The 17,206-nt window shown below is 28.8% G+C and carries 17 protein-coding genes; 2 read left to right on the forward strand and 15 right to left on the reverse strand.

Going from position 1 to position 17,206, the window contains the following annotated elements; translation table 11 throughout:
* Window positions 1-67 precede the first annotated feature (67 nt).
* The 15 genes from ftsX to ACVHXK_RS08420 all read right to left on the reverse strand — a co-directional run bounded on the left by ftsX (window position 68) and on the right by ACVHXK_RS08420 (window position 13,552).
* Window positions 68-958, reverse strand: coding sequence for a permease-like cell division protein FtsX (ftsX, locus tag ACVHXK_RS08350; RefSeq protein ID WP_461205924.1), 891 nt, complete (start codon window positions 956-958; stop codon window positions 68-70).
* Window positions 948-1,634 carry a cell division ATP-binding protein FtsE gene (gene ftsE / locus ACVHXK_RS08355; protein ID WP_461205925.1) on the reverse strand — a complete coding sequence of 229 codons (687 nt, stop codon included), beginning with the start codon at window positions 1,632-1,634 and terminating at the stop codon, window positions 948-950. Before ftsE ends, ftsX begins: the two co-directional genes overlap by 11 nt.
* A gap of 214 nt (window positions 1,635-1,848) precedes the next feature.
* Window positions 1,849-2,703 (reverse strand): YitT family protein, encoded by an 855-nt coding sequence (locus ACVHXK_RS08360; RefSeq protein WP_461205926.1) that lies wholly within the window; start codon window positions 2,701-2,703, stop codon window positions 1,849-1,851.
* Window positions 2,704-2,792: 89 nt separating this feature from the next.
* The gene (locus tag ACVHXK_RS08365) at window positions 2,793-3,734 is read right to left on the reverse strand and encodes a transketolase family protein (RefSeq protein ID WP_461205927.1); all 942 of its coding nucleotides are present in this window, start codon (window positions 3,732-3,734) and stop codon (window positions 2,793-2,795) included.
* Window positions 3,734-4,558 (reverse strand): transketolase, encoded by an 825-nt coding sequence (locus tag ACVHXK_RS08370; RefSeq protein WP_461205928.1) that lies wholly within the window; start codon window positions 4,556-4,558, stop codon window positions 3,734-3,736. Before ACVHXK_RS08370 ends, ACVHXK_RS08365 begins: the two co-directional genes overlap by 1 nt.
* A 222-nt stretch (window positions 4,559-4,780) precedes the next feature.
* On the reverse strand, window positions 4,781-5,128 hold the full coding sequence (locus ACVHXK_RS08375; RefSeq protein ID WP_461205929.1) for a type II toxin-antitoxin system PemK/MazF family toxin: 348 nt from the start codon (window positions 5,126-5,128) through the stop codon (window positions 4,781-4,783).
* On the reverse strand, window positions 5,088-5,396 hold the full coding sequence (locus ACVHXK_RS08380; RefSeq protein WP_461205930.1) for a CopG family transcriptional regulator: 309 nt from the start codon (window positions 5,394-5,396) through the stop codon (window positions 5,088-5,090). Before ACVHXK_RS08380 ends, ACVHXK_RS08375 begins: the two co-directional genes overlap by 41 nt.
* A 124-nt stretch (window positions 5,397-5,520) precedes the next feature.
* The gene (alr, locus tag ACVHXK_RS08385; protein WP_461205931.1) at window positions 5,521-6,681 is read right to left on the reverse strand and encodes an alanine racemase; all 1,161 of its coding nucleotides are present in this window, start codon (window positions 6,679-6,681) and stop codon (window positions 5,521-5,523) included.
* Window positions 6,682-6,743: 62 nt separating this feature from the next.
* Window positions 6,744-7,361 (reverse strand): germination lipoprotein GerS-related protein, encoded by a 618-nt coding sequence (locus ACVHXK_RS08390; RefSeq protein WP_461205932.1) that lies wholly within the window; start codon window positions 7,359-7,361, stop codon window positions 6,744-6,746.
* Between the two features lie 81 nt (window positions 7,362-7,442).
* The gene (locus ACVHXK_RS08395) at window positions 7,443-8,942 is read right to left on the reverse strand and encodes an NAD(P)H-hydrate dehydratase (protein ID WP_461205933.1); all 1,500 of its coding nucleotides are present in this window, start codon (window positions 8,940-8,942) and stop codon (window positions 7,443-7,445) included.
* Window positions 8,943-9,093: 151 nt separating this feature from the next.
* Window positions 9,094-9,441 (reverse strand): DUF6514 family protein, encoded by a 348-nt coding sequence (locus ACVHXK_RS08400; RefSeq protein WP_461205934.1) that lies wholly within the window; start codon window positions 9,439-9,441, stop codon window positions 9,094-9,096.
* Between the two features lie 198 nt (window positions 9,442-9,639).
* Entirely contained in the window at window positions 9,640-10,245 is a 606-nt protein-coding gene (locus ACVHXK_RS08405) for a hypothetical protein (RefSeq protein WP_461205935.1), read from the reverse strand.
* Window positions 10,246-10,360: 115 nt separating this feature from the next.
* Window positions 10,361-11,089 carry a LytR/AlgR family response regulator transcription factor gene (locus tag ACVHXK_RS08410; RefSeq protein ID WP_461205936.1) on the reverse strand — a complete coding sequence of 243 codons (729 nt, stop codon included), beginning with the start codon at window positions 11,087-11,089 and terminating at the stop codon, window positions 10,361-10,363.
* Complete coding sequence (locus ACVHXK_RS08415; protein WP_461205937.1) at window positions 11,067-12,767, reverse strand: LytS/YhcK type 5TM receptor domain-containing protein; 1,701 nt, start codon at window positions 12,765-12,767, stop codon at window positions 11,067-11,069. The genes ACVHXK_RS08410 and ACVHXK_RS08415 overlap by 23 nt, the downstream gene beginning before the upstream one ends.
* A gap of 314 nt (window positions 12,768-13,081) precedes the next feature.
* Window positions 13,082-13,552 (reverse strand): COG2426 family protein, encoded by a 471-nt coding sequence (locus ACVHXK_RS08420; RefSeq protein WP_461205938.1) that lies wholly within the window; start codon window positions 13,550-13,552, stop codon window positions 13,082-13,084.
* A gap of 417 nt (window positions 13,553-13,969) precedes the next feature.
* Between ACVHXK_RS08420 and pgmB the strand changes: the two genes are divergently transcribed.
* On the forward strand, window positions 13,970-14,620 hold the full coding sequence (pgmB, locus tag ACVHXK_RS08425; RefSeq protein ID WP_461205939.1) for a beta-phosphoglucomutase: 651 nt from the start codon (window positions 13,970-13,972) through the stop codon (window positions 14,618-14,620).
* 113 nt (window positions 14,621-14,733) lie between these two features.
* On the forward strand, window positions 14,734-17,049 hold the full coding sequence (locus ACVHXK_RS08430) for a glycoside hydrolase family 65 protein (RefSeq protein WP_461205940.1): 2,316 nt from the start codon (window positions 14,734-14,736) through the stop codon (window positions 17,047-17,049).
* The last annotated feature ends 157 nt before the right edge of the window (window positions 17,050-17,206 follow it).

The following is a 17,206-nucleotide window of genomic DNA, read 5'->3' on the forward strand; positions in this document are numbered from 1 at the left end:
TATACCAAATAAAAGTATAATAAAGCTTAAGGTTGGTAATTAAAATTACCAACCCATTTTATTACTATTATACCTTTAAAAACTTTCTTATAGAAAATACGCTTCCAATAACTCCAATTAATGTACCACTTAACAAAAACAATATAGTTAAATTAAAATGTACATAATTTGGATTTATCAGGTTTACACCCTCAATAATATTATCAAATCTATTAAATACGAAAACATAAGCATAGTTCATAAACAAAACAGATACTAATGCCCCAACAAATCCTATAAACATACCTTCTAATATAAATGGCCATCTTATAAATACATCAGTTGCGCCTACAAATTTCATGATACCAATTTCTTTCTTTCTTGAAAAGACAGCTAATCTTATTGTATTCATAATTAAAAATATAGAAACAGGAATTAAAATTATTAGTATTCCAGCACCAATCCATTTGATTCCAGAAGTAAACGAACTAATTTTACTTACAATTTCAATATTATCGTCAATTTTTTTCACTCCATCAACTTCATTAAATTCCTCTGCTACCAATTCAATAGAATTTATATCATCAACTCTTATTATGTAAGATTCAGGTAATGGATTTTCTTCTTCAAATCCTTGAACTAATGCATCATTATCTTCACCTAACTGTTCTTGAAATTTTTCAAGAGCCTTACTCTTATCAATAAATTCAATAGATACTATATGAATATCCTCTTTTAATATTTTATCTATATTAACCTTTTGCTCACTAGTCGCATCATCTTCTAAAAATATTTCAAGTTCTACCTTTGATTCTACATCTTTTACTATATTATTTGTATTTAGTAGCGTTAATAGCAACATACTAAACAAAAACAAAGTTAAAGATACTGTCACTATAGATGCAATACTAAGCGTACTGTTTCTTACTATACTTTTCCATGCACTTTTTACAAAATGCTTTACAGAACTACTCTTCATATCCATACCTTCCTTTCAATTCGTCCCTAACAATAACACCCTTTTCAATAGCTATTACTCTTTTTTTCATACTATCAACTATATCTTTAGCATGTGTTGCCATAATTACAGTAGTTCCAGCTCTATTAATGTCTTGAAGAACTTCCATTATTTCAATAGATGTATCTGGATCAAGATTCCCTGTTGGTTCATCAGCAATTAACATCGTTGGGTTATTTACTATAGCTCTAGCAATAGCAACTCTTTGTTGCTCTCCTCCAGATAATTCATTAGGAAAACATTTAACTTTTGAAGATAATCCTACCATCGAAAGGACCAAAGGTACTCTTTTCTTAATATCTTTCTTGTTTGCTTCTACAACTCTCATTGCAAACTCTACATTTTCATATACATTTAAAGAAGAAATCAATCTAAAATCTTGAAATACCATTCCTATTCTTCTTCTATAATAAGGTATTTGTTTTCTTTTTAGTTCAGTAATATCAGTTCCGTTAACAATAATTTTACCTTTTGATAATTCAATTTCTCTCAATAACAATCTTATAAAAGTTGACTTTCCGGCACCACTAGTCCCCACCAAGAAAACAAACTCTCCTCTTTCAATTTCTAAGTTAATATTTTTTAATGCAAATACATTATTATCGTAGACTTTAGAAACACCTCTAAATATAATCATATTTTTTCTCCTTTTACCCAATATATCGTCCTATATATTCAATTAATATCTCAATAAATTCGACATTATTTAACTCATCATCTTAAATACACTCAAATTTATTATACCATATTATTAATTTGTTTTAACAAGTAATATCTGAAATTAAAGGAGATTTCAAAAATAATTCTCAATTTATTCATAGATTATGGTAATAATTCTCATAAATAATTCTCTAAATATCAACTATATTTTTAAAACCTTCTCCTAAAACCTCATGGGCTTCACTTACTGTAATAAATGCTTTATTATCTATTTCTTTTATATAGTTTCTCAATTTTATAAACTGCTTTCTATCAAGAACAGTATATATAACTTCACTTACTTTATCACTATAAGCTCCCTTTCCTTCGAAAACAGTACATCCTCTATCAAGTTCTTGTATAATAAAATTCTTTACCTTCTTATTTTCCTTGCTAATTATAAAAATTGATTTTCTTACATTTAAGCCTTCTATAAAATTATCTATTATCATTCCATTTGTAATAGCTGCCAATACAGCGTACATTCCTACTTCTTTACTAAACGTAACTCCTGCTGTTAAAGCAACAATAAGATCAACCATCAGGAGTGCCTTACCGATATTTATGTGGAAAAATTTATTTAATATTTTAGCAAGTATATCAGTTCCACCAGTTGAAGCATTCTGATTAAACACCATTCCTAATCCAATTCCAGATAAAAGAGATCCAAATACCGTTGCTAAAAACAAATCATTTGTATATGCAACTCCTACTGGAAAAATCAAGTCTAATATATAAAGGACACCTGATAAAGCTATTGTAGCATATAAAGTCTTTCCTCCAAATTTACCGCCTATGAATATAAAAGCTATTATAAATAAAAATACATTTAATATTAACATCCATATTGCTACTGATATACTTGGTACAAATCTAAAAAGAATAATAGAAATCCCCGTAACTCCGCCACCAGCTATATTATTTGGCGCAATAAAAAATTTAATTCCTAACGCAGCTATTATAGTTCCTATAGTAATAAAAAAATATTCTTTAACTCTTTGATTCATTTTGTTCACCAACCTTAATCGAATTTATTGCATAATAAAAGGAGGACTATTAGTCCTCCTTTTATCCTATAACTATATGTTATATTCTTTTACTTTAACTGTAAACCCTTTTTTACCCCTTCAACTATATCTTCCGCTGTTAATCCATAAGCCTTTAATAATTCATCCGGTTTTCCACTCTCACCAAATTTATCTTTAACTCCTATTCGTATTACTGGAACAGGATGATTTTCACTTAATACCTCACAAACAGCAGATCCTAAGCCACCAATTATACTATGCTCTTCAGCTGTTATAGCTACACCAGTTTCTCTTGCTGCATTAACAATAGCTTCCACATCAATAGGTTTAATTGTGTGTATATTAACAACTTTAACTTTTATTCCTTCTTCTGCTAGGATATTATATGCTTGAAGTGCAGCATCAACCATTATTCCTGTAGCAAATATTACTGCTTCTGTTCCTTCTCTCAAAGTTACAGCCTTACCAATTTCAAATTTATATTCTTCATTGTCATTAATAACTGGTACCGCAGCTCTACCTAATCTTACATAACAAGGACCTTCATATTCAGCAACAGCTCTTATTACCGCCGCTGCTTCTACTGCATCACTTGGGTTAATTACTGTCATATTAGGTATACTTCTCATTAATGAAATATCTTCTATTGCTTGATGAGATGCACCATCTTCTCCAACAGTTAATCCTGCATGAGTAGCACATATCTTTACATTTAATTTCGGATAACATATTGTATTTCTAACCTGCTCAAATGCCCTTCCTGCAGCAAACATTGCAAAAGTACTTGCAAATGGTATTTTACCACAAGATGCCAATCCACCAGCTACGCACATCATATTTGATTCTGCAATACCCATATTAAAATGCTTTTCTGGACATGCTTTTTTTGCATCAACAGTTTTTGTAGATTTTGAAAGGTCAGCATCTAAAACAATAACTCTATCATTTTCTTTAACTAATTCAGCTAATGTTTCACCATATGCTTGTCTTGTAGCTATTTTTTTCGCCATTATTCTTCCCCTCCAATTTCCTTTATCGCTTGCTCACATTGTTCTTTATTAGGAGCTGATCCATGCCATCCTGCCTGATTTTCCATAAAAGAAACACCTTTACCTTTAACTGTTTTACAAACAATAGCAGTTGGTTTATCTTCTACAGACTTAGCTTCAGCAATAGCCTCCATTATAGCATCATAATCATGCCCATCTATTGTAACCACATTCCATCCAAAAGCTTTGAATTTTTCATCTATTGGATTCGGATTCATTACTTTACATGTATCACCATCAATTTGTAATCCATTAAAATCAATGAAAGCAGTTAAATTATTTAACTTATAATGAGCTGCAGCCATTGCTGCTTCCCATACTTGACCTTCTTCTAACTCACCGTCACCAAGTAGCGAATATACTCTATAATCTTTATTATCTATTTTGCCAGCTAAAGCCATCCCTACAGCTGTTGATATCCCTTGACCTAATGATCCTGTTGACATATCTATACCAGGTACATAATTCATATTTGGATGTCCTTGTAATATAGAACCTAGTTTTCTTAATGTCATTAGTTCATCAACAGAAAAATATCCTCTTCTAGCTAATGTACTGTATAAAACTGGGGCTGCATGCCCTTTAGATAAAACAAATCTATCTCTATTTGGGTCTTTTGGGTTTTCTGGGTCTATATTCATTTCATTAAAATACAACGTTGTCAAAATTTCAACTGCTGATAGTGAACCACCCGGATGTCCCGATGCTGATTCTGTTAACATTCTTACGATATCTTTTCTGATTTCTTTTGCTACTTTTCCCATTTGAGAAATATCGTACTTCATTGTAGCCCCTCCTAAGTTTTTTAGTTTAATATCAAATTTACACACCATAATTATTATATCAATAATCTTAAAGAATAACAGTGCTTTATTTGTATCTTTTACATTTTTTTGAATATGTAAAGGTTTAATTATTAAATAAGCTCAAATAACACATTTGTATATCATTATTTACTAAATGCATTAACAAAAGCACACCTAGTGTGCTTTTAAATATTATTATTTCTATAATCCTACGCTTATTAAAAGTGCTTCATCAACTTTTCTCATATCTGACTCTAGCATATGCCCAATTTTTTCTTTCATCCTTCTTTTATCCAAAGTTCTTATTTGTTCTAATAATACCACCGAATCTTTATTAAGACCATACTCTTCAGATGATATTTCAACATGAGTTGGTAGTTTCGCTTTATTAATCTGAGATGTTATAGCCGCAACTATTGCCGTTGGACTATATTTATTCCCTACATCATTCTGAATAATAAGTACAGGCCTAATCCCCCCTTGTTCTGAGCCAACAACGGGACTTAAATCAGCATAAAATATATCTCCTCTTTTCACCATCATAGTCATCAGGTTTATCACTCTCCGCAAGCTCAGCTTCATACTTCATAAATTCACCTATTTCTTCTGCAAAACCTTCTTCGCAAAAGTCTAAATTAATTTTAGCCATTTCTAAGTAGCCTTGCTTTAATTCTTCAATTTTTACTACATCTTTATTCTTCTCTATATATAATACTAAAGTCTGTCTAATATATTTACTACTTTTTTCTGTTTTTTTATAAAAAACACTCTTGATACTATAGGGAAATTTTAATTTCACTTTTTTATAGTTAGACATTTATTACTATACCTCCTAATAATGAAAGCGAATCTGTACATATATCTTATTATAATTCAAAATTTGTCGTTTTGTCAAAGTATTACTCCATTTTTGTACATATTCTAAAATGTAAATTAAGGATTTATATGTAATTCCTAACCTTTATAATTTCACTATTTCTATAGTATATTCTAGGAACTCTCTTACTTATCATACATAAAACTTCATAGTTTATTGTACCTATCCATTCCGCAATATCATCTGCATCAATCTTTTTATCATTCTTTCTTCCTATTAATACTACTTCATCTCCAACTTTCACATTATTTATATGCGTAACATCTATCATACACTGATCCATACATATGTTACCAACTACAGGGGCATACTCTTCCTTCAATATCACTTTCCCCTTGTTAAATAACATTCTAGTGTACCCATCTGCATACCCAACTGGTAAAGTTGCAATCAAACTCCTTTTTTTAGTTTTGTATTTTCTACCATACCCGATATAACTATCCTTTTGAACTTCTTTTATATGAACTACATTCGTTTTTAACTCCATTACAGGTTTTATATCTATTTTATCTTTATTAACCTCAAAGGAAGGATAATATCCATATAAAATTATACCCGGCCTTACAACTTCAAAATTAAGGTTAGATAAATCTATAATACTTGCACTATTACTAATATGTCTTCTACTGATAACTAAGCCTTTTTTAACAAGCTTATCATAGAATTCATTAAATTCATTTAATTGATTATATGTATATTCCTTATCAAATTCATCTGCAGAAGAAAAATGAGAAAATATGCCTTCAATACTTATATTGGGCAATTTACTTATTTTATATACATCTTCTATGCTTTTATCATCAGGAAGAAAGCCTATCCTACCCATTCCCGTATCAATACAAATGTGGATTTTCACTATTTTATCTTTTTCTTTAGCAACTTCCGCTAAAATTTTTGCATAATCTAATGAATATACAGTTTGCTGAATATCATACTTTATAACCTCATTTATTAAAGTAGGTGAGGTAAAACCCAAAATCAAAATCGGAGCTCCTATTCCTGCTTTTCTCAATTCAACAGCTTCACTTATCACTGCTACCGAAAAACCATCTGCTCCATTTTCCAGTAAAATATTAGCTGATTCTATAGCCCCATGTCCATATGCATCTGCTTTTATAGCTGGAAAAATCTCTTGTGCATTGGAAATTCTTCTAATTTCTCTCATGTTGTGAGCCAAATTATCCAAATTTATTTCTTCCCATACTGGTCTAATATGCTTAAACATGTTCCTCCTCCTAATCATCTTATTGTTGTTTTAATATACCTATTTTCCCAATCCCCTTAGCCTTATTGCATTGTAGATTCCACCTTGAATATTTCCTCTTCTAATTCCACTTCAGTATCAAACTTTAAGAAAGTATATAATATTCTTTTATTACCTTTATAATCATATACTATAATTTTTGCTGGAATCGTATCATCAAGATTGACATACATTACTGCACTAGCTAAGTTTCTATTGTTTCCAGGCAAGTCCATTTTTATCAATTGGTATTTCGTATCATTTTCCTCAATAAACGAATATTCTATTTCTTCATTTGTATATAAAAGTCCAATATACTCCTCTAAAAAACTTAGTTTAAACACTTGATCATAGTCAGGATTCCCTGAATAAACCACTCCATTATTTAGGTCACCAATCCTGATATCATTTAGCCCGTAAACAATAATTCTTTCATCATTTAAATCAAGTCTTTGACCATATTCCCTGTCATAATATTGTCTGCAATCATATGTAGTATCAGCACAATCATTACTAGTAGTTATAATCACGTCACAAATATATTTATCAATTTTTTTTAAATTTTCTATAGTTTTTTCTGGATTTTCTTCAATTTTTTGGCATGAGCTTATTGTAAATAAACTAGTAACAATTATCAATAGTAATAATAATTTCTTTAACATAACTTCCTCCAAATAAATTCTCTACTGCTAACTCATTATTAATACTATTCTTTTACTCTTATATTTATTCTTGCCTCTAATTTATTTTTCTAAATCTTTCATAGCAAAAGGAATTTCCTCTAAAATATGCTTAGCATTTACACTATGCATCGTTTTTGAGAGCTTCTCTCCACAATATCCATGTAAATAAACTGCAATAATTGCAGCCTGAAATGGCTCATACCCTTGACCAACTAAAGATGTTATTATACCTGTCAAGCAATCTCCCATTCCTCCTGAAGCCATAGAGCTATTGCCTGTTGTATTTACAAATACCTTATTGCCATCAGTAATTATTGTATTGTATCCTTTCAATACTACAATTGTGCCATATTCTTTGGAAAAATCTTTAGCTATTTCTATCCTATTATTATTTATATCATTAATTGTTTTTCCAGTTAATCTTGCCATTTCTCCTGGATGAGGTGTTATAATCATCTGACTTTTATTATTTCTAAGCAAGTCTGTATCATTTTCAAGTACATTCAAAGCATCAGCATCAATAACAAGAGGACAATTTAATTTTTTTACTATTTTTGAAAGCAATTGCTTAGTAAAGTCACTATTGCCCATTCCTGGTCCTATTGCTACTGCATCTATACCATTTAATAAATTTTCAATTTCATTTTTTTGCTCATATGATAACGTCATTGCTTCTAAAAATTTACTGCTTAAAATATCTCTAATGTTTGATGGGCAGCATAATGTTACTAGTCCTGACCCTGTTCTAACTGCTGCATGAGTACAAATATAAGCGGCTCCTGTATACCCTTGCATTCCTGCAAAGATAGCCACCTTACCAAATTTACCTTTATGATAATATTTTTTTCTTACTTTGATTTTATCTTTTATATATCCAGTATCCACTAAAAATTCATCTTTATGAAATTTATCAAAAACAAAATCAGGTATACCTATATTTTCCACTATGACTTTACCTGTATATTTCTCCACACCATATTTCAAAAATCCTTTTTTATATAATTGAAATGTTATAGTCTTATCTGCTTCTATACAATTTCCTTGCACTTCCCCAGTATCACTGTCTAGACCACTTGGAATATCTACAGAAATTGTATACTTACTATTTATATTTATAACGGAAACAATCTTATCATAAATTCCTTGTAGTTCTCTAGATAGTCCAGTCCCAAATATCGAATCAATAACACACTGAGAATCTTTTATAGCTTCCCTAAATATATCTAAATCAGTATTATTATTTAAATACTGAATTTCCACGTTTAAATTCCTTATAATCTGGTAATTAATATTGCAATCATCACTCATTTTCACCAAATTTCCAACTATAAAAACATCTATTTTTTTATTTAATAATTCTAAATGTCTCGCTAAAACTAATCCATCACCTCCATTATTACCTACTCCACATACTATTACAAATTTATGAAACTTTTCTTTATCAATATTCTCTAAAATTTTAATTGCTGCATTTTCCATCAATACTATACCAGGAATCCCAATATTATCAATGCAATAATTATCTATAGTTTTAATTGTTTTTGCATCTGCCACTCTCATAAATTTCGTCCCCCATGAACATTTATTCTAAAACTATGTATATTTTAATTATATTACAAGTATATAACAATAGAAAAGTACCATATACATTAAATTTCTTTAATATAGTGGGTACATTTTCCACAGAATAAAAAAAGGAGGTATCCACCTCCTAACACGATAACTTATTTTTTTCAATATTATCATAATCACATATGTAAAATTCAATTTTTTCATCAACCGCCTCAATTAAATGTAGAGGTGATAATGCGCTGTTATAAAATTGCTCCATTAGCAAACCAACTTTATGCCTTTGAGGACTTATATGCTTAATATTTTCTCTTTCAATATTTTTTATACTCCCATCCACTATATCTTGTCTCTCAATTTCAATACCATAAGATTGAATTATCTCCTCTTGGTCCTCAATATAAAAGTTACTCTTTATTACTCTGTATATGTATTTAATTTCTTTATTGTCCAGTATCAATAACTTCTCTTTATTATCTACAATCAACATAATATCCCCCCGTTTAATCTTCTTATAAAGAATATTATCACTTTTTAATCAAATATTTTGTCATTTTATAATTATCATTAATTTTTTTTATCCCTATAATACTCTATGAAAATATATAAAATAATTATTTTCTACAAATTTCAACTTATCTAATACACATTTTTGTGCTGATTTGGTAAACTACTGTAATATCATATCCTATATTGTAGTTAAAAACTTATAGCCCTTCTGTAATTTAGCATTTATGCATGCCATTTCATCCTTTTTTATTTTCAAATAACTCATTACGCTATTGACAATTGATATAGCTAATATATATATAGCTTTATCCGATTTATTATAATTTTTTATATTGAATTCATTGCACTTGTTTTGAAAAACCTCTTTCTTAAAAACAACATACTCATATATCTCTCTTAATGCAGAATATGTTATTAGAAAGGTTTTATCACAAAATTGTTTTTTTGTTTCATGATCCCCATCTTTAACATTTTGTATTAATTTTCCCATTTCAGTTTTAGAACAAGACTTACAAAATTTAGCTAAAAACAAATCTCCTATAAACTCTCCTATTATATCAGTATCCAGTGCTACTACTTCTTTTTCATTATTAAAATTTATAAACAAGTCAATATCTTTTTTGTCTTCTTTTTTCAATTCATTAATTAATTTTAAAATACTATTATTAAAAAATGTTGTATACTTAGCTTCCGTAACAAAATATTTAATCTCATTAGAACAAATTTGTGAATAATAGTCTATAAAATTCGCTTCTTTCAATATTGCACTACCCGTATTGTCCATAAATATCTCCTTTTTATATAAATTTTATTTATTGCCAAATATAAACCGTTCATATATATAATTATGCCAAATTATTTAAAATTTATACAAAATAAAAAAAGCAACAAAGTTGCTTTTATATCCCCATTATTCTCTTAAAATCACATATATTACTTCTACTTACAGGTATATCTTCTTCTATACCTTCAAATTTGATCATATATGTATTATTAAACCAAGGTATGATTTCTTTTATTCTATCAATATTAATTATATAAGATCTATGATTCCTGAAAAATATATTTTGAGGTAATTTATTATAAAACTCTGATATACTACAATTCTCAGAATATCTGCCTTCTTTAGTGTAAATATATGTTTCTCTATCATGCACTTCACAATAAAGAATATTTTGAACATTAATTACAATCATTTTATTGTCTTTCCAAAGAGTTATTTTGTCATTACTATAATTGTAGTTATAATTATTGGCCGACCCAATTTTCTTTGAATTTGTCTCTAGTCTTTTTAATGTTTTTATTATTCTATCTTCCGAGTAAGGTTTTAAAATATAATCAAAAGCTTTTATTTCAAAAGCATCAACAGCATGTTCTTTATATGCTGTTATAAAAATTATTTTTATATCCTTTTCAAAACTATTCAGTATTCTTCCTAATGTTATTCCATCCATTGATGGCATATTTATATCTAGGAAAACAATATCAGGTTTTTCTTTTTCAATAAAAGCCAAAGCTTTTACTGAATTATCAAATTCCCCTATTTTTTTAATTGATGAAAAATTATTGATAAAGTATTTTAACTCTTCTCTAGCTGGATACTCATCATCTACTATTATACAATTCATTATCATCACCTCTTAACCTTTCTACAACAAAACTTATTTTTGTTCCTCTATCTATTCTTACAATATTAAGCCCTTTACTATATAAATGTTTAAGCCGATTATTAACATTCGATAAACCAATATTTGATTCCTTCATTTTTCCTTCATGTACTTTTTTTATAATATCTTCGTCTATTCCAATACCATTATCTTCTATAGTAATTCTTAAATGATCACTATCTATTTTTAAAACTTCTAATATAATTGCGTCCTTTACATTTTTATCTTTAAATCCATGTTTAACTGAATTCTCTACAAGTGGTTGAATAATTAAACTAGGAATTTGTATATCAATATTTTCATCTACGATAGTAATAAGATTAATTTTATCACCAAATCTAGCTTTCTCAATTTCAATATATGCCTTTACTTGTTCTAGTTCCTTATAAACAGATACTAGCCTATTGCCTAATTCAAGATTATACCTCAAATAAGTTGATAGGTTTATTATTAATTCCCTTGCTTTATAAGGCTTGTTTCTTACAAACGAAGCAATTGTATTTAATGCATTAAATAAAAAATGAGGATTTATTTGATTTTGAAGTGCTTTAATCTCTGCCCTAGTAGCCATTTTTTCTAGTTCCCCTACTTTACTTATTTCAAGTTGAGTAGAAATCAATTGAGACAAACCCACCGCCAAATTCAAATCTCTAAAAGATACAACCCCTTTTTTGCCATAGTATATTTTTAAAGCCCCAACAACCTCATTTCCATCTCTTAGTGGTGCAATGATACCTGATTTAATAGGGCAGCTTCTATTAGGACAATTTATTTCTTTTTTGTCTGTCAGTTTAAGTATTTTTCCACTTTCTAATGCTTTAAATGTAGATTTAGTTTGAATATATTTTCCCTTTCTGTGGTGGTCATCACCTATACCAACATGCGCCAATACTTTTTCTTTGTCTGTAATAGCTACAGCATCAGCTCCAACAGAATCTTTAATAATTTCACAAACTTTTTCATATGATTCATCATTTACATTTCTAAAATAAGGAAGTGTTTTATTTGCAATTTCAAGAGCCAATTGTGCTTGATTGGCAGCTATTGATTCTTTCTCGTAAAAAGTCATTTGAATTAATTTAATCATAATCCAAATTCCTATTGCATTAGTAAAACTCATAGGGAAATATATGCTTTTAACTATTTCAACGGCTTGATTAAAAGGCCTAGAAATAATTAGTATTAAAAGCATTTCTATACTCTCCATTGTTATACCAGCTACAAACCCATAAATAGATTTTCTATCGTCCTTAGTAAATTTAAAAATCATACCCGAAAGAATACCCGCTATTATTGTTGCAATAGAACAAGGAATTGATGTAATACCATGAATATCATATAACAACCTATAAATGCCAGCTATTATCCCTGATACAATGCCTACAAAAGGACCACATAGAATTCCTCCTGCCATAACCCCAATTAATCTAGTATTAGCAATAGCACCATTGACATCAGTTCCTATATGCGTAGAAATAATACCAAAACCACCAAACAAAAGTGAAAGGATGATAGTGTCTTTTTTAGTAAATTTATCTGACTGTATAATTTTTTTAAATCTATTAAGCCTTGTCAATATAAAAACTATTAGAATAACATACCCTAAGTTATTAATCAGAGTCCTCAATAATTCTATCAAATCTATCACTCCATCTGTTTAAAACCTAATGTACAATTGCGGATGATTTTCATCGTGCTTCTGAAAATCTTTATTTGATAAAAATCTTTCAGAGAAAAATAATAAAACATATACTTTTCATTTTCTCCCTATTGTTGTTTACTTTTTATTATGTATTTACTCTTTATTATTCTCTATTCTTTCATTATGCTTTACGTATTGCCTTTATATTTTTCTTTATTTTATCTTTTATCTTTTATCTTTTATCTTTTAATTGCAAATTGCAATTACTTAATAGTCTTTTGATTGTGCATTGTGCATTGTTCATTGTCCTTCTAGTATCCAAAGAAAGATGGAATCATTACTGACAACATTGTAATAATAGTAGCAGAAATTAATCCTCCGATAGCAGCACATAGAACTGATTTTTTAAAATCTAATTTTAAAAAAGCAGCTACAACTGTACCTGTCCAAATACCTGTAGTCGGTAATGGTACCGCAATAAATGCAGTTAATCCAATCTCTTCATATTTCTCCATTTTACCTTTATTCTTATCAATTTTTCTTTGTATGAAATTACTAAAAGAATAGAACACTCTGTATTGTTTCATCCAGTCAAATATCTTATTAAATAGTAATAATATAAACGGAACAGGTATTAAACTAGAAAGAAAACTAATAACAAAAACTAGATATGGATTAATTCCATAAACAATAATTCCAAAGGGAATAGCACCTCTTTGTTCTATTAAAGGTGTAACTGACATTACCATTACCTTCAAGATATTATATGTAAAATTATGCATAAAAAGCCCTCCATTATTTGTGCGTATTATACACTATCTATATTATCATTAAATTTATTAATAGTTAAGATTTTTTTATTTTTTATATATTACAAAAATAAATTATATATATAACTTTAATTTATTTTTGGATTTTCTTACAAAATTCAAAAAAATGTTTTTTTATACCCATAATAATATTTTTCTATGTTATACTTATTATCAAATTTAAATAATAAGTTATGTTTTAAAAAAATGTTGCTGTAGATTTACATTTAACCAGCTTGAAAGTTTACAGCTCACAAGGTCACAAACAGTTTTGAATAATTGCCTCATTGAACTGTGAACTGTGAACTGTGAACTGTCCATTATGCAAACTAAGCATCTTAAATATCAACAACATTCTCAAACATAGCAAAACAACAAAAGGAGGCTGTCATGGCTAATATAAAAGCATGTATTTTTGATTTAGATGGAGTTATTGTAGATACCGCAAAATATCATTTTCTTGCTTGGGAAAAATTATCAGATGAATTAGGTATAAACTTTACTCTTGAAGATAATGAAAGATTAAAGGGCGTCAGCAGAATGAGGTCACTAGAGATTATTTTAGAGATTGGAAAGAAATATTTAAGCAAAGAAGATATGTTAAAATACGCTGCTAAAAAAAACGAATGGTATAAAGAATATATTACAAAAATGACACCTAATGAAATCTTACCAGGTGCAAAAGAATTTTTGCAGGTATGTAAAGATAATGGTATAAAAACCGCCTTAGGGTCAGCAAGTAAAAATTCTATGTTAATACTAAAAAAATTAAACTTAGTAGATTATTTTGATGCTATTATTGATGGAACCAAAGTCTCTAATGCAAAACCAGACCCAGAAGTTTTCTTAAAGGGTGCCAAAGAATTAGATACAAAACCAGAATTTTGTTTAGTTTTTGAAGATGCACAAGCTGGTGTAGAGGCTGCTAAAAACGCAAAAATGTACTGCGTTGGTATTGGATCAAAAGACTTATTGTCAAAAGCAGACATAATAATTGACGGTCTTCATAAAATGACACTAGATAAATTCTATATTTTATAATATAATGTAATTATAGCTTTGTATTTATTTGGGGTTAGTTAATTCTGACCTTTAATATTTGGCTATTTGCGCAAACGTTTGTATTTAGATATGGATTGGAGGGTTAATTATTTATGAAAGAATTTTTGAAAATAAATGAATGGAGCATAATTGAAGATAATTTTAACCCCGCTAACCAAGAACTATCAGAAAGCATTTTCAGTATTGGAAATGGCTATATTGGCCAAAGAGCAAACTTTGAAGAAAAATATAGTGGTAAATCGCTTCAAGGAAGTTACATTGCTGGTGTATATTATCCTGATAAAACAAGGGTTGGTTGGTGGAAAAATGGTTATCCTGAATATTTTGCTAAGGTACTTAATTCAACTAATTGGATTGGTATTAATATAAAGATAAATGGAATAGATTTAGATTTTGCAAAATGCAAGATAAAAAATTTTTGTAGAGAATTAAACATGAAAGAGGGCTACTTAAAAAGATCTTTTACTGTTGAAATTGAGGATGGAAAAGAGCTTCAGGGTGAAGTTATTCGTTTCATTAGCTTAAAAAGAAAAGAACTAGGAGCTATAAAATATACTATAAAACCAATTAATTTCAAAGCTAAAATCCAGTTAACACCCTATCTTGACGGCGATGTGAAAAATGAAGACTCTAATTATGATGAAAAATTTTGGGATGAAGTAAATAAAAGCTCTGCTTCACATTGTGGCTTTTTAATGCTAAAAACAAAAAAACTTGATTTTCATATTTGCTCATATATGCAGTACGAAATTTTAAAAAACAATGAAAATTTCAACTCAAAACCTTCTTTTTTTGAAAAAGAAAAATATGTATCTAATACAATTGATGTCGATGCTATTGCCGGTGATGAAGTAACCCTTATAAAATATGTTTCAACCACCTCAAATAGATACTATAAAAATGATGAATTAGTTACAATAACTGAAAATCTTTCATTAGAAGCAAAAGAAATAGGTTTTAATAAACTTCTTCTTGAGCAATCTAAAGCCTGGGCACTTAATTGGCAGGAAAGCGATATTATCATAAAAGGAGATAAAAAAGCTCAACAAGGAATTAGATTTAATATATTCCAACTAAATCAAACCTATAACGGTGAAGATTCTAGACTTAATATAGGTCCAAAAGGTTTTACTGGTGAGAAATATGGTGGAAGTACTTACTGGGACACTGAAGCTTATTGCCTACCTTTTTATTTAAGTACTTCTGAAGAATCAGTAGCAAAAAACTTATTGTTATATAGGCACAAGCATTTAGATAAAGCTATAGAAAACGCCAAAAAATTAGGCTTTAATAATGGTGCTGCTTTATACCCTATGGTAACTATGAATGGTGAAGAATGCCACAACGAATGGGAAATAACTTTTGAAGAAATCCACAGGAATGGTGCTATCGCACATGCTATCTATAATTATGTTAATTATACCGGTGAAAAAAATTATCTTGCAGAATATGGATTTGATGTTCTAGTAGGTATATCAAGATTTTGGGCTCAAAGAATTAATTATTCAACTAAGAAAAATAAATTTGTTATGCTTGGGGTTACTGGCCCAAATGAGTATGACAACAATGTAAATAATAATTGGTATACAAACAGAATTGCTGTATGGACTCTTGAATATACCTTGGAAGTTAAGAACTACTTAATAGAAAATTATCCTGAAGAATATAATAATCTATATACTAAATTAAACATAAGTGAAGATGAATTTGTTAAATGGAATATTATAATCAATAATATGTACTACCCAATGGATAATGAATTAAATATTTTCCTTCAACAAGACAATTATCTTGATAAAGAACAAATATTAGTAAAAGACTTGGATAAAAAACATCTACCAATCAATCAAAACTGGTCATGGGATAGAATTCTAAGATCTTGCTTTATAAAACAAGCAGATGTACTTCAAGGTATTTACCTACTAGAAGATAAATATGATATCGAAACTATAAAGCGAAATTTCTATTTCTATGAACCAAGAACTGTTCATGAATCATCATTATCTCCGTGTATACATGCTATTTTAGCATCATCAATAGGGGATTATGATAAAGCTTATGAAATGTATCTAAGGACTTCTAGATTAGATTTAGATAACTACAATAATGACACCGAAGATGGATGTCATACTACAAGTATGGCTGGAACTTGGATGTCAATAGTTCACGGATTCGGCGGTCTTAGAGTTAAAAATGATAGATTAGTTTTAAATCCCTTTATCCCTAAGCATTGGGATGAATTTTCCTTCAAAATTATGTTTAGAGGCTCACTTTTAAAAATTTCAGTATCTAAAGAAAATACATCTATAAGTAATGAGAGTGCTCTAAAAGCAAATATCAAAATTTATGAAGAAGAATATACTTTAGCTCCTAATCAAACCATTAATATTGAAAAGAACAACCTTTAACACTTAATTTGCAATGTTCAATTTTCAATTTGCAATTAAAAGACTAAAATACAAAATTAAAAACCTCTACGTTAAACAGCAAACATAATATAATTTTACAGTAAAATCAAAGATTCTCAGCTTATGCCGAGAATCTTTTTATTCTAGTTTTGATTTC

The sequence above is a fragment of the Clostridium sp. DL1XJH146 genome (assembly GCF_054819755.1).

What these genes read in the sequence shown, in the direction of transcription:
- ftsX (WP_461205924.1), bottom strand. Translation starts at nt 958, where the DNA reads ATGAAGAGTAGTTCTGTAAAGCATTTTGTAAAAAGTGCATGGAAAAGT.
- ftsE (WP_461205925.1), bottom strand. Translation starts at nt 1,634, where the DNA reads ATGATTATATTTAGAGGTGTTTCTAAAGTCTACGATAATAATGTATTT.
- ACVHXK_RS08360 (WP_461205926.1), bottom strand. Translation starts at nt 2,703, where the DNA reads ATGAATCAAAGAGTTAAAGAATATTTTTTTATTACTATAGGAACTATA.
- ACVHXK_RS08365 (WP_461205927.1), bottom strand. Translation starts at nt 3,734, where the DNA reads ATGGCGAAAAAAATAGCTACAAGACAAGCATATGGTGAAACATTAGCT.
- ACVHXK_RS08370 (WP_461205928.1), bottom strand. Translation starts at nt 4,558, where the DNA reads ATGAAGTACGATATTTCTCAAATGGGAAAAGTAGCAAAAGAAATCAGA.
- ACVHXK_RS08375 (WP_461205929.1), bottom strand. Translation starts at nt 5,128, where the DNA reads ATGACTATGATGGTGAAAAGAGGAGATATATTTTATGCTGATTTAAGT.
- ACVHXK_RS08380 (WP_461205930.1), bottom strand. Translation starts at nt 5,396, where the DNA reads ATGTCTAACTATAAAAAAGTGAAATTAAAATTTCCCTATAGTATCAAG.
- alr (WP_461205931.1), bottom strand. Translation starts at nt 6,681, where the DNA reads ATGTTTAAGCATATTAGACCAGTATGGGAAGAAATAAATTTGGATAAT.
- ACVHXK_RS08390 (WP_461205932.1), bottom strand. Translation starts at nt 7,361, where the DNA reads ATGTTAAAGAAATTATTATTACTATTGATAATTGTTACTAGTTTATTT.
- ACVHXK_RS08395 (WP_461205933.1), bottom strand. Translation starts at nt 8,942, where the DNA reads ATGAGAGTGGCAGATGCAAAAACAATTAAAACTATAGATAATTATTGC.
- ACVHXK_RS08400 (WP_461205934.1), bottom strand. Translation starts at nt 9,441, where the DNA reads ATGTTGATTGTAGATAATAAAGAGAAGTTATTGATACTGGACAATAAA.
- ACVHXK_RS08405 (WP_461205935.1), bottom strand. Translation starts at nt 10,245, where the DNA reads ATGGACAATACGGGTAGTGCAATATTGAAAGAAGCGAATTTTATAGAC.
- ACVHXK_RS08410 (WP_461205936.1), bottom strand. Translation starts at nt 11,089, where the DNA reads ATGAATTGTATAATAGTAGATGATGAGTATCCAGCTAGAGAAGAGTTA.
- ACVHXK_RS08420 (WP_461205938.1), bottom strand. Translation starts at nt 13,552, where the DNA reads ATGCATAATTTTACATATAATATCTTGAAGGTAATGGTAATGTCAGTT.
- pgmB (WP_461205939.1), top strand. Translation starts at nt 13,970, where the DNA reads ATGGCTAATATAAAAGCATGTATTTTTGATTTAGATGGAGTTATTGTA.
- ACVHXK_RS08430 (WP_461205940.1), top strand. Translation starts at nt 14,734, where the DNA reads ATGAAAGAATTTTTGAAAATAAATGAATGGAGCATAATTGAAGATAAT.